The organism is Petropleomorpha daqingensis (assembly GCF_013408985.1).
GTDB lineage: Bacteria > Actinomycetota > Actinomycetes > Mycobacteriales > Geodermatophilaceae > Petropleomorpha > Petropleomorpha daqingensis.
Genome location: NZ_JACBZT010000001.1, coordinates 1,809,653 through 1,821,656, shown reverse-complemented (window position 1 = coordinate 1,821,656; position 12,004 = coordinate 1,809,653). Strand labels below are relative to the sequence as shown.

Below are 12,004 nucleotides of genomic sequence, written 5' to 3'. Positions count from 1 at the left end.
GCCGGCTAGCGCTGGCGGTCCTGCGTGGATTCCACGATGCCGGCGGCGATGTCGCGCAGCTTGCGGTTGTAGCGCTGCGAGGCCTCGCGCAGGACGTCGAAGGCGGCGTCGGCATCGATGTGCCGCTGCGCCATGAGCACGCCCTTGGCCTGCTCGATGATCGCCCGCGAGTCCATCGCCAGGCGCATGTTGCGGGCCTGCTCCCCCAGTTGGGCGTGCGCGGCCAGGTTGACGACGGCGACGGCCACGACCTCGGCCACCTCCGAGGCCGCTTCCAGGGACTCCGGCGACGAGAAGGCCTCGGGCACGGTGGCGTAGTTGTTCAGCGCGCCGATGCTCTCCCCCTGGTAGGGGAGCGGGATCGAGAGCGAGCTGCGCACGCCCTGCTCCACGACCCGGGGGACGTACTGCGGCCAGCGCTGCTCGGTGCGCATGTCGTCGACGCGCAGGACGACGCCGCCGCGGGCCGCGTCCATGCACGGCCCGTAGCCCTCCTCGTACTGCAGCTCGTCGGCGGCCAGCGCCATCTCGCCCGAGTACGCCGCGGTGAACGACCTGTCGGCGCGGATCAGCGTGATCGACGTGGCCTCGGTCCCGGGGATGTTGCGGCGGGCGATGTCGGTGATCTCCCCGAGCACCTCTTCCAGCGTCCGGTCGGCGAACACGATGCGGCTGAGAGCGCGCAGGAGGTCGTCCACGAACGAACAGTCTGCCAACCGGCCGGGAGAATCCGGGCCACCTCTGCACGGTGGGATCCTTTCGGTCAGGATGGTGTCGGCCGGCCGGACTGCGCCGGCTCGCCTGCGGAGCAGACGCGAAGGGGAGGCGATGGCCCAGGAGCCCGGTCGCGACCCCGACAACCCGTCAGCGGGCGTGGTCACGTGGCCGTGCGCGCCGGTGCCGTCGGTGCCCGGCGACGTGTGGCACTGGCAGCTGTCCTCGATGTCGCTGGTCTCGCGCGTGCGGTCGGACCTGCGCGCCCGCATCGCGCACCCGTCGGTGAGCTCGTCGTCGACCGAGGACGCCCGCGACGGGCTGCTGCTGGTGTTCGAGGAGCTGGCGTCCAACGCCCTGCGGCACGGCGGCGGCGACGTGCGCGCGCTGGTGGTGGCCGGCACCGGTGGCTGGCTGCTCGACCTCAGCGACGAGGCCCCGGACCGCCCGCCGATCCCGGCCGTCGACCGCGATCCCGCGCTCGGCGGCATGGGGCTGCACCTGGTGGCGCAGCTGTCGCTGCAGTACGGCTGGGAGGGCCGGCCCGGTCGCAAGCACGTGTGGGCGCGGCTGCCGTCGGGACGCGAGGAGCTGGAGGCGCTGCACGAGCAGCTGCCCGAACCGCGCTCCCCGGAGATCCGCTGGGGCGACTGACCGATCGGTCAGTCGGCCTGCCGCGCGCGCTCCTCGCGCAGGGCCTGGAACACGCGCCGGCGGATCCGGTCGCCGTCCTTCTCCTGCACGTCGCGGAACCGGATCGAGAGCAGCCAGCGGGAGCCGCGCGCGGCGAACCGCACGACCTCGCCCTTCACCTTGAGCGGGCCGTCCTCCAGCTGGACCAGCAGGTCGAGCGCCGAGCCGGGCTCGGGCGGGATGCCGAGCCCGTCCGCCGCGGCGCGCATGCCGTTCTCGCTGAGGTCGACGGTCTCGCCGATCAGCTCGGTGCTGCCGTAGCCGATCTCCAGCGGCACGGACACGCGGCCGCGGACCGCCTGGCGGCGCTGGCTGATCTCCGACGGTCCGGTGATCTGCAGCCGCCAGCGGGGCACCGCCCCGGCGTCGGCTGTCAGCACCTCGGCCGGCACCGCCCGGGTCTCGTCCCCGGACTTCCAGAACACCTCGACCTTGTCGCCGGCGCTCGCCACGACCTGCTCCACGTACTCCCCCACGGAGGGACGGACGGAGATCACGCCGTCACCGACGAATTCCACGCGGGTGCTGACGGAGATCCCGCGGGCGGTGAGCGTGACCTCAGCCTCGCTCTGCTCCTCCGGGTGGTCGACGCCAGGTTCGCCGGTCATGGGTTTCTCTCCGATCTGCACTCCTGAGGGGTGACGGGCACGCCCGCACCGGACCCCGCGGTGACGAACCGTAGTCGTCGTTGCCCCGTCCCGTCCGCCGTCCCCTCCCCGGCGCGCCGCCACGGACCCGTCTCACCCGGGTGGGGGACTTGTCCTGGAACGGTCAAGGAACTCTCCGGAGCGGTCGATAGGACCGTCGTGCTCGCCCTCCTGCCCTCGCGGATCGCCGCGCTGCTGCCCGAGGGACGACTGCTGCCCGAGCCCGTGTGGCGCCGGCGGCACACCGTCCTCGTGCGCATCGCCGCGATCCAGGCGGTCGGGCTGGGGATCCTCTCGGTGCTGACCGGTCACGCCCTGCTCGGCTCGCTCACCAGCACGCTCGCGATCCTGCTGCCCCTGCCGTTCGCGCTGCCCGCCGAGTTCCGCCGGTCGGTGCGGGCGGGCGCGACCACGGTGAGCCTGCTGGGCGGCTGCGTCCTGCTGGTCCACCTCATGGCCGGCGTCACCGAGGCGCACTTCTCGTTCTTCGTCGTCGTCGGGCTGGTCTCGCTCTACCAGGACTGGGTGCCCTTCGGCGTCGCGCTCCTGCTGACCATCGCCCACCACGGGATCATGGGCACGCTGCATCCGCACGAGGTGTTCGGCACCGCGGCGGCGCAGTCCGCGCCGTGGGTCTGGGCCGGCATCCACGGCGGTTTCGTGCTCGCCGCCAGCCTGGCCAACCTCGCCGCCTGGCGGCTCAACGAGCAGCAGGGGCTGCGCGACGCGCTGACCGGGCTGGCCAACCGCACGCTGCTGGTCGAGGAGACCTCCCGGCTGCTGCAGCACCGGCGCGGCGTCGTGAGCGTGCTCGTGCTCGACGTCGACGACTTCAAGGACATCAACGACACCCGCGGGCACTCCACCGGCGACCGGCTGCTGGTCGCCGTCGCCGGCCGGATCGCCGGCTGCGTGCGTCCGGAGGACACCGTGGCGCGGCTGGGCGGCGACGAGTTCGCCGTCGTCGTCGCCGGCGGCCCGCGGACGGCACGCACGGTGGCCACCCGGGTGCTGGCCTCCCTCGCCGACCCGGTGAGCGTCGACGGCCGCACGCTGGTCGTCTCGGCCAGCATCGGCATCGCCGACACGACCACCGCCGAGCGCTCCGCCGAGACCCTGCTGCGCAACGCCGACCTCGCGATGTACCTGGCCAAGGCCCAGGGCAAGCAGCGGCTGGCCGTCTACGCCGACGGCATGGCCCAGGAGGCGCGCGGCAAGGCCGACCTGCTCGAGGGGCTGTCGGCCGCGCTGGCCGAGCAGCAGCTGGTGGTCCACTACCAGCCGGTGATCTCCATGAGCACCGGCGAGGTGACCAGCTACGAGGCACTGCTGCGCTGGCGCCACCCGGAGCGCGGGCTCGTGCCGCCGGTCGAGTTCATCCCGCTCGCCGAGGACACCGGTCTGATCGTGCCGATCGGCGCGTGGGTGCTGCGCGAGGCCGCCCGCCAGGCCGTGGCCTGGAGCGCCGCCGCCGGCCGGCCCATCGGCATGGCGGTCAACCTCTCGCCGCGTCAGCTCGCCGACGACGACGTCGTCGCCACCGTCGCCGCCGTTCTCGACGAGACCGGTCTGCCGCCCGTGCAGCTCACGCTCGAGGTGACCGAGAGCGTCATGGTGCAGGACGTCGACCGGGTCGTCGACCGGCTGCGCACGCTGCGCACGCTCGGCGTCCGGATCGCCATCGACGACTTCGGCACCGGCTACTCGAGCCTGTCCTACCTGCGCCGGCTGCCCGCCGACACCATCAAGATCGACCGCAGTTTCGTCATCGACCTGGCCCAGGACGGCGCCTCCCGCACCCTGGTCTCCTCGATCATCGAGCTGGCGCGCAGCCTGCAGCTCGACGTCGTGGCCGAGGGCGTGGAGGACGCCGCCCAGCGCAGCGTGCTGCAGTCCCTGCAGTGCTCGCACGCCCAGGGGTTCCTGTTCGCCCGACCGCAGCCGGCCGAGGCACAGCTGCCCGGACAGCTGGACACCGCGGTCGCGGTGCCCGCGCCGCGGTCCGCCGCGGAGGCGGCTCTTCCCGCCTGACCTGCGAACCTGTTGAATCCGGCCCATGAGGTTCCGGACGACGGTCGAGCTGCACGGGCGCACGGCGACGGGCATGCCGGTGCCGCCGGAGGTCGTCGAGGCCCTCGGTGCCGGCAAGAAGCCGCCGGTCCGGGTGACCGTCGACGGCCACACCTACCGCAGCTCGATCGGCTCCCGGGGCGGGGTGTACCTGCTGCCGTTGAGCGCGGAGAACCGCGCCGCGGCCGGGGTGGCCGCAGGCGACGAGGTGGACGTCGACGTCGAGCTGGACGACGCCCCGCGCGAGGTCGCCGTCCCCGACGACCTGCGCGCCGCCCTGGCCGGCGACGACGCGGCCCGTGCTGCGTTCGAGGCGCTGCCCTACAGCCACAAGCAGCGGCACGTGCTCGCCGTCGAGGACGCCAAGACCCCCGAGACCCGCGCCCGGCGGATCGACAAGGCCCTGGAGATGCTCCGCACCGACCGCTGATCACTCGCCGGGGGTAGGCGCGGGGACCCGGCTCAGGACCGGATCCGGCGCTGCCGATGAGAGTGTGTGCTCGATCACGTCATCGCCCGCGACGCCGCGGGGTCGCGCTGCGACGACGAGCTGCCCGACCGCGCCACGCTGGCCGAGCTGATGGCCGCCGCCCCGGAGCTGCGGGCCGAGCTGCGGGAGCGGGCGCGCGCCTCCGGCCTGCTCATGTGCTGGGTCGCCCTGCTCGTCGTCCCGGCGTGGGCCGTGATCGACCGGCTGGTGCTGCCCGCGCAGGCCGGCTCCTCCCTCGCCGTCCGGCTGCTGTGCGACATCCCGATCGCCCTGGCCACGCTGCTGCTGTGGCGCACGCGCCTCGGCCGCGAACGGCCGGAATGGCTCACCTGCCTGGTCTTCGTCGTCGTCCAGGGTCAGGTCGCCTGGATGGTGACCCGCGCCGAGGGCACCCCCTACTACCTGCAGGGCTGCACCCTGGCCGTCTACGCCAGCGGCTGCGTCCTGGTCGCGCGGCCGCGCTGGACGGCCGCGCTCGTCGCCTTCAGCTGGCTGGCCCTGGCCGTCGGCCTGCTCACCGCGGCCGAGCCGATGCCCCTGTCCGACCTGGTGCCGACGGTCGTCTTCCTCGCCACCGCCTCGCTCATCGCGACCGTCGCCCACGTGCGCCGGGACGCGCTGCACCGGCGCGAGCTGCTCACCCGGATCCGCCTGGAACGCGAGCAGGAGCGCACCCGCACGCTGCTCTCCCGCCTGGAGAAGCTCAGCCAGGAGGACACGCTCACCGGCCTGGCCAACCGCCGCCGGTGGGACGCCGAGCTCGGCGGGGCCTGCGCGGAGGCCCGGGCACGCGGCGCGTCGGTCGGCCTCGTCCTGCTCGACGTGGACCACTTCAAGGCCGTCAACGACCGCCACGGGCACGCCGGTGGCGACGAGGCGCTGCGCCGGATCGCCCGGCTGCTGAAGGCCCGCGTCCAGGACGGCGACCTGGTCGCCCGCCTCGGCGGCGACGAGCTGGCGGTGCTCATGCCCAGGGCCGACCTGTCCCGCGCGGTCGAGCTCGCCGAGTCGCTGCGCACCGGCGTCCTCGAGCTGGAACCGCCCGGCTTCGCGTCCGGCGAGCTCACCGTCTCCCTCGGCGTCTGCGTGGCCTCGGGCGAGCGCGCCTACCCGCTCGAGCTGGTGTCGTGCGCCGACGCCCAGCTCTACCGCGCGAAGATCACCCGCAACAGCGTCGGTGCGCCGGCGACACCGACGCCCGCCCGCTGACTCACCCGCTGCGGCGGGCGGTGAAGCCGCTGACGAACTCCCGCAGGCTCCGGGTCGGCCGCAGCCACGCCCCGTCGGGCGGCAGGTTGTCCAGCCGGACCCGGTCCAGCGGTGCCGCGAACGCGCCGGGCACGTCCTCGATGTCGATGAACTCCAGCAGGTCGGAGCTGATCGCGTAGCCGGCCACCTCGCTGAAGGCGACCACGGTGACGTGGGTGCCCGCGCGGGCGAGCTCCTCCAGCGGCTCGGCGAAGTTGCGCCCGTCGCCGGAGAACACGACCAGCCGGCGCAGCCGGTGGCTGTGCGCCCGCACCGCGATGTGGTCGAGCATCGCCTGGTCGATGTCGTCGTCCGGCTGGTTCTTCGGCCGGGCGAAGACGGCGAAGCCGAAGCTGCGCAGCGCCTCCACCCAGCGCTGCAGCGTGCCCACCACGGGCGGGATGTTGGCGAACACGCACGCCTCGACCTCGGCGGCGTCGGCCTCCCCTGCCCCCTCGACGAACCACGCCGCGATCGCGTCGAACCGCGGCCGCGTCTCGGCGGTCGGCCGGGCGCCGATCACCGTCGACAGGGTCATGTCGATGTTCGGCGCGTCCCAGATCAGCAGGTCCAGCGCGGGGCTCTCGGTCACCTCCGCAGTCTGCCCGGCCGCGGGGACGACGGCGTCCGGGAGGTCGGCCGCCGCGAGGTCGACGGCCCGCGGCGGCCCGGCCGGCGCGCTGGCCCGGCGCACTCGGCGGCGGAGCCGGTCGGTCAACGCCGGGTGCCCTCCAGGGCCAGCGCGCAGCGGTCCCCGCCGGCCTCCTGCACCGCGCGCACCCACGACGGGAGCTGGTCGGCCGACATCGGCTGGCCGAGCAGCCAGCCCTGCGCGAGGTCGCAGCCGGCCTGCCGGACCAGCCGCAGGTGCTCCGCCGTCTCCACGCCCTCGGCGACCGAGCGGATGCCGAGGGTCCGGGTGAGCGCCACGATCGCGGCGAGGACGTCGCCGGCGTCGGGGCCGGAGACCCGCTCGGCGGCCGTGAGCAGCGAGCGGTCGATCTTCAGCGTGCCGATGGGCAGCGCCAGCAGCTGGGCGAGGGAGGACCAGCCGGTGCCGAAGTCGTCGATGGCCACCCGGACGCCGAACGAGCGCAGCACCGACAGCTGCTCCTCGGCGCGGGCCGGGTCCTCGGCCAGGCTGGTCTCGGTGAGCTCCAGGGTCAGCTGCTCGGGCTGCAGCTCGGACTCCCGCAGCGCCGTCCGCACGTCGCGGACCAGGGTCTCGGTGGCGAAGTGCCGCGCGCTGATGTTCACCGCGATCCGCAGCGGCAGCCCCATGTGCGCCCACTGCGCGGCGTTGCGGCAGGTCTCCCGCAGCAGCCAGCGGGTCATGGGGATGAGCTGGCCGGTCTCCTCCGCCACGGACAGGAAGTTGTCCGGCGGGAGCAGCCCGCGCTCCGGGTGCTGCCAGCGGACCAGCGCCTCCACACCCTCCACGGCGCCGGTGTCCAGCCGGACGATCGGCTGGTAGTGGACGACGAGCTCGTCCAGAGCGCCGTCGCGGAGCCGGGTCGCCACCTCCAGCCGCCAGCGCGCCGCGTCCCGGAGCCCGGCGGAGAACAGGTGGACGCGGTCGCGGCCGGCTGCCTTGGCCGCGTACATCGCCGAGTCGGCGTCGCTGAGCAGGCCGTGGGCGTCCTCGCTGCCGTGGGCGGCCACGGCGACCCCGATGCTCGCCGACAGCGGCACCGACAGGCCCTCGGCGGGGAACGGCGCGGCGAAGGAGGTCTGCAGCCGGAAGGCCAGCGCGGCGGCCTCGTTGGAGTCGACGTCACGGGCCAGCACGAGGAACTGGTCGCCGGCCAGCCGCCCCACGGCGTCCCCGGGACGGACCTGCTCGACCAGCCGGTAGGCCACCTGCCGCAGCAGCGCGTCGCCGACCTGGTGGCCGAGGGAGTCGTTGACGGTCTTGAAGCCGTCCAGGTCGAGGTGCAGCAGCGCCGTCGTCCTGGTCTCGGGGTCGGTGAGCGCCTCGCCGATGAGCTCGAGCATCCGGGAGCGGTTGGCCAGGCCGGTCAGCTCGTCGTGACTGGCCTGCCAGGCCAGCGCCCGCTCCCCCACCACCTTCTCGGTGACGTCGGTGTGGCTGATGACGACGTCGCGCGAGGCGACCACCCGGGAGGCCTGCATCCGGAACCAGGCCGACGTCGGCCCGAGCGGGGCGCAGTATTCGTGGTCGAACGGCGGCACGTCCTCCGGGCCGTGGATCAGCTCCTCGAGGCCGGCCGCCAGGATCGCGTGGTCCTCGGGGTCGACGCCCTTGGCCATGCTGTCCAGGTAGTCGTCGCCGACGCCTCCGGGCTCGATCCCGGCCTCGCGGAGCAGCTCCCCGTTGCGGATCCACGCCGCGTTGGCGGTGAGGATCCGGCCGTCCTCCCCGACCAGGACGGTCGCGGCCGGCAGCGACTCGAGGATCGCGGTGAGCTGGCTGGTCCGCGCCCGGCGCAGCTGGTCGTCGCGCCTGCGGTCGTCGATGTCGCGGACGAACACCGTGACGCCGAACTCGCCGGGGTTGGCCCGGATCTCGTACCAGCGCTGGGAGGCCTCGTGCACGTACTCGAAGGCCCGCGGCTGGCCGTCGCCCACGACGGTGACCAGCTGATCGGCCAGCAGCGTGCCGCTGATGTCGGGCCGGCAGTCGTCGATGGTGTGGCCGAGCAGCTCGTCGGCCGTGGCGGCGAGCAGCCGCTCACCGGCCGGGTTGACGTAGGTGAACCGCCACTGCCGGTCGAGCTGGAAGACCGCATCGGGGATGGCGTGCAGCGGATCGTGCGGGACCGTCGTCCGGTCGACGTCCTGAGAATCCACGCTGTCCGCTTCCCTGTCCCCCGCGGCGCGTCGCACCACTGCCGCGGAGCACCGCGGCACCGGCCGACCTGGATGTCACCGGACACTACGGAACCGGCGCACCCCCGAGAGTAGTGGCCCGACGGGGGCAGATCACAACGGTGTGATCCGTCCCCTGTCGACGATCTGGCGTGTCGGCGTCCCCGCGGGGAGAGTGCCCAGGACAGCGCCCCAGTCGCCGCCCAGGCGTGTGGCGCAGAACGCATCCGCGACGGCGGACGGCGCGAACCGCAGCAGCAGCGACCCCTGCAGGCACAGCGCCAGCAGGCCGGCCACCCGGCGGGCCCGCAGCGGGAGGTCGTCGGGGTCGCCGAGCTCCGCCGAGAGCCGCTTGACCGCGTCGTCGAAGCGGGCATCGGCGCCGCGGGCCAGGTCGATCTCCGCGACGACGGCGGCGAGGGAGTCCGACTGCCGTCCCATCGCCCGGAGGACGTCGAGGGCGATCACGTTGCCCGAGCCCTCCCAGATCGAGTTGAGCGGCGCCTGCCGGTACAGCCGCGGCAGGCCGGACTCCTCGACGTAGCCGTTGCCGCCGAGCACCTCCAGGGCCTCGGCGACGACGGAGGGGGTGCGCTTGCAGACCCAGAACTTGGCCGCGGCGCCGGCCAGGCGCAGGAAGGCCTGCTCGCCGCCGTCGACCGCTGCCGCGAGCCGGATCGCCAGCGCGGTGGCCGCCTCGCTCTCGATCGCGAGGTCGGCCAGCACGTTCTGCATGAGGGGCTGGTCGACCAGCCGCGCGCCGAACGCACGCCGGTGGTCGGCGTGGTGGATCGCCTGGGTCAGCGCGGCCCGCACCGTGGAGGCCGACCCCAGCACGCAGTCGAGCCGGGTCATGTTGACCATCTCGATGATCGTCGGCACGCCCCGGCCGGGCTCGCCGACCAGCCAGCCCGTCGTCCCGTCGAACTCCACCTCGCTGGAGGCGTTGGACCTGTCGCCCAGCTTGTCCTTGAGACGTTGCACGTGGAACACGTTGCGGCTGCCGTCGGGCAGCACCCGCGGGACGAGGAAGCAGGAGACCCCCTCGTCGAGCTGGGCGAGGACCAGGAACAGGTCGCTCATCGGCGCCGAGGTGAACCACTTGTGGCCGGTGAGCGCATAGCTGCCGTCGGGCTGCCGGACCGCGCGCGTCGTGTTGGCCCGGACGTCGGAGCCGCCCTGCTTCTCGGTCATGCCCATGCCGGCGATCAGGCCGGGCTTTTCCGCGGGGTCGGTCAGTCCGAAGCGGTAGGCGCGCGCGGTGAGCCCGGGCTCGTAGCGGGCGGCGAGGTCGGCGTCGCGGCGCAGGGCCGGGACGACGGCGTAGGTCATGGTGACCGGGCAGCCGTGCCCCATCTCGACCTGGGTCCAGCCGAGATAGCCGACCGCGCGGCGCACGTGGGCCGACGGGCCGCCATCGGCCCACGGCGCGCCGGCCAGGCCGTGCTCGACCGCGGTCCGCATGAGCTCGTGCCAGGCGGGGTGGAACTCGACCTCGTCGACGCGGTGGCCGTAGCGGTCGTGGGTGCGCAGCCTCGGCGGGTTCTCGTTCGCCAGCCGGCCCCACTCCTGGGCCTGCTCGCTGCCGGCCAGCCGGCCCAGCTCGGAGAGCGAGCCGAGCGCCGCGTCGTCCGCGTGCCGGCGGCAGGCCTCGGCCAGCACGGCGTCGCCGGCGATGGGGTCGTGGCCGACCAGCGGCGGGACCTGGTTGGTGACCTCGTGGGTCGCGCTCATGGAGGAAGGTTACCGACCGGTAGCCCGGTCGGCGGGTGCTGTGCGATGTGGCCGCCGCTCGTGCCCGTCCGGCCCCGTGAAACCCGGGCGGACACGGAGCGGCCGCCCCGGCGGGGGCTGCCCGACCCGCCCCGTGACAGGTCGGGCAGCCGCCGCCGGTCCCGGGGGTGATCAGGGCGCGAACGGGTGCGGCCCCTCCCCCGGGGCCCACCGCGCGCGGCTGCGCGCGGTGGGAGTGCGGGGATGCGGCCGTCGCCGCCCGGCGCCGTTCGGGCGCAGGGCAGGGCACGGCCGGGGGAGGGACCTCAGTCGGGCGAGACGGCGGGCTCGGTCTCCGAGCCGGCCGAGAGCGCACGTGCCGGTGCCGTCGAGACGGCGGGCACGGCGGAGGAGGACCGCGCGGTGGCGGTCAGCGTGGCGGGCAGCAGCGGCGTACCGGAGCCGCTTCCTGCGGACGAAGGTGGCGGCATCGAGCCCGGGACGTCGTCCGCCGGGCCAGGCAGCGGAAGCGGGCCGGGCGCCGGAGGCACGGCGGCGGCGGGCGCGACGGTGCTGGTCGGGCCGGTGCTGGTCGGGCCGGAGACGGACGCCCGGGGGGTGATCGACGGCTGCGGTGCGGCCAGGGCGCCGGTGACCGGCGGAGCGGCCGCCGGGATCGGCGCGCTCGTCGTGGGTGCCGCGGCCTGGGCGGGGAGGGCGACCGGATCGAGCCGCGGTGCGGTGACGGCGGTCTGCACCGGGTCGACCACGGGTGCGACGGCAGCCGTTACCGGGGCGGTGATCGGCTGCAGGGCTTCGGCGACGGGTTCGGCGATCGGGGTGACCACGGCGTCCACGACGGGCGCGACGGCCTGCGTCACCGGCTGGACCACGGCCTGCGTGACCGGCGCGACCACCTGAGCCACCGGCTGGACCACGGCCTGCGCCACGGGCGTGACCACGGCGTCCGCCACCGGCGCGACGGCCTGAGCCACCGGCTGGACCACGGCCTGCGCCACCGGCTGGACCACGGCCTGCGCCACCGGCTCCACCACGGCCTGCGCCACCGGCGCGACGGCCTGCGCCACCGGCTCCACCACGGCCTGCGCCACCGGCTCCACCACGGCCTGCGCCACCGGCTGGACCACCGCCTGCGCCACCGGCTGGGCCACCGCCTGCGCCACCGGCTGCACCACCGGAGCCACGACGTCCTGGACCGCGGTCTGCACGGGCGCGGCAGCGACAGGAGCGGCGACCGCCGCTGCTTCGGTGACCGCGGGTGACACGTCGGTGACCTGGGCGACGGGCGCGGCGACGTCCTGAGCCACCGGTGGGGCGGCCGCGTTCGCGGCGTGCGCGGGCGCCGCGGCCTGAGCAGGCAGCACGGCAGCAGCGTGACCGGCCGCGACGTCGGTCGCCGCCTCGACCACGTGCCCGGGCACGGCCGGCACCGGGTCGGCCGATGCCCTTGCGGCGCTCGCGATCGCGGCCAGGACGAGCAGCCCACCCGCCGTGAACAGCAGGAGGAGCAGCGCGCGGCGCAGGACGAACCAGCGGTGGAATCCCCGCTGATCTCCGGCACCCGCGGGCTGGGGCATGC

Annotated in this window: 10 protein-coding genes; 4 read left to right on the top strand and 6 right to left on the bottom strand. The window is 74.7% G+C overall.

Features of this window, described 5'->3' with window-relative positions; all coding sequences use genetic code 11:
* Positions 1-5 precede the first annotated feature (5 nt).
* Complete coding sequence (locus GGQ55_RS09020) at positions 6-698, bottom strand: GAF and ANTAR domain-containing protein (protein ID WP_218861159.1); 693 nt, start codon at positions 696-698, stop codon at positions 6-8.
* 130 nt (positions 699-828) lie between these two features.
* Here GGQ55_RS09020 and GGQ55_RS09015 point away from each other — a divergent pair, with 130 nt between their 5' ends.
* On the top strand, positions 829-1,368 hold the full coding sequence (locus GGQ55_RS09015) for an ATP-binding protein (RefSeq protein ID WP_218859219.1): 540 nt from the start codon (positions 829-831) through the stop codon (positions 1,366-1,368).
* Positions 1,369-1,376: 8 nt separating this feature from the next.
* Here the strand turns inward: GGQ55_RS09015 and GGQ55_RS09010 are convergent, their stop codons facing one another.
* Positions 1,377-2,015: a PilZ domain-containing protein gene (locus GGQ55_RS09010; protein ID WP_179716151.1), complete on the bottom strand. Its 639-nt coding sequence runs from the start codon at positions 2,013-2,015 to the stop codon at positions 1,377-1,379.
* Positions 2,016-2,213: 198 nt separating this feature from the next.
* Here GGQ55_RS09010 and GGQ55_RS09005 point away from each other — a divergent pair, with 198 nt between their 5' ends.
* The 3 genes from GGQ55_RS09005 (at position 2,214) to GGQ55_RS28280 (ending at position 5,823) form a co-directional block, all read left to right on the top strand.
* Positions 2,214-4,085: a putative bifunctional diguanylate cyclase/phosphodiesterase gene (locus GGQ55_RS09005; protein ID WP_179716150.1), complete on the top strand. Its 1,872-nt coding sequence runs from the start codon at positions 2,214-2,216 to the stop codon at positions 4,083-4,085.
* A 25-nt stretch (positions 4,086-4,110) separates the two neighbouring features.
* Positions 4,111-4,554 (top strand): YdeI/OmpD-associated family protein, encoded by a 444-nt coding sequence (locus tag GGQ55_RS09000; RefSeq protein ID WP_179716149.1) that lies wholly within the window; start codon positions 4,111-4,113, stop codon positions 4,552-4,554.
* A gap of 66 nt (positions 4,555-4,620) precedes the next feature.
* A complete protein-coding gene (locus tag GGQ55_RS28280) occupies positions 4,621-5,823 on the top strand; it encodes a GGDEF domain-containing protein (RefSeq protein ID WP_179716148.1) in 1,203 nt (400 codons plus the stop codon).
* A gap of 1 nt (position 5,824) precedes the next feature.
* Here GGQ55_RS28280 and GGQ55_RS08990 read toward each other — a convergent pair whose 3' ends face one another.
* The 4 genes from GGQ55_RS08990 to GGQ55_RS08975 form a co-directional block, all read right to left on the bottom strand.
* Entirely contained in the window at positions 5,825-6,580 is a 756-nt protein-coding gene (locus GGQ55_RS08990; RefSeq protein WP_179716147.1) for an NYN domain-containing protein, read from the bottom strand.
* Complete coding sequence (locus GGQ55_RS08985; protein ID WP_366489016.1) at positions 6,577-8,673, bottom strand: putative bifunctional diguanylate cyclase/phosphodiesterase; 2,097 nt, start codon at positions 8,671-8,673, stop codon at positions 6,577-6,579. The genes GGQ55_RS08990 and GGQ55_RS08985 overlap by 4 nt, the downstream gene beginning before the upstream one ends.
* 132 nt (positions 8,674-8,805) lie before the next feature.
* A complete protein-coding gene (locus GGQ55_RS08980) occupies positions 8,806-10,425 on the bottom strand; it encodes an acyl-CoA dehydrogenase family protein (RefSeq protein WP_179716146.1) in 1,620 nt (539 codons plus the stop codon).
* 305 nt (positions 10,426-10,730) lie between these two features.
* A complete protein-coding gene (locus GGQ55_RS08975; protein WP_179716145.1) occupies positions 10,731-12,002 on the bottom strand; it encodes a hypothetical protein in 1,272 nt (423 codons plus the stop codon).
* Positions 12,003-12,004: the final 2 nt, after the last annotated feature.

Bases quoted from the DNA above. Each gene is read 5' to 3' on its own strand.
- GGQ55_RS09010 (WP_179716151.1), bottom strand. From the start codon at position 2,015: ATGACCGGCGAACCTGGCGTCGACCACCCGGAGGAGCAGAGCGAGGCT.
- GGQ55_RS08975 (WP_179716145.1), bottom strand. From the start codon at position 12,002: ATGCCCCAGCCCGCGGGTGCCGGAGATCAGCGGGGATTCCACCGCTGG.
- GGQ55_RS08980 (WP_179716146.1), bottom strand. From the start codon at position 10,425: ATGAGCGCGACCCACGAGGTCACCAACCAGGTCCCGCCGCTGGTCGGC.
- GGQ55_RS09000 (WP_179716149.1), top strand. From the start codon at position 4,111: ATGAGGTTCCGGACGACGGTCGAGCTGCACGGGCGCACGGCGACGGGC.
- GGQ55_RS09015 (WP_218859219.1), top strand. From the start codon at position 829: ATGGCCCAGGAGCCCGGTCGCGACCCCGACAACCCGTCAGCGGGCGTG.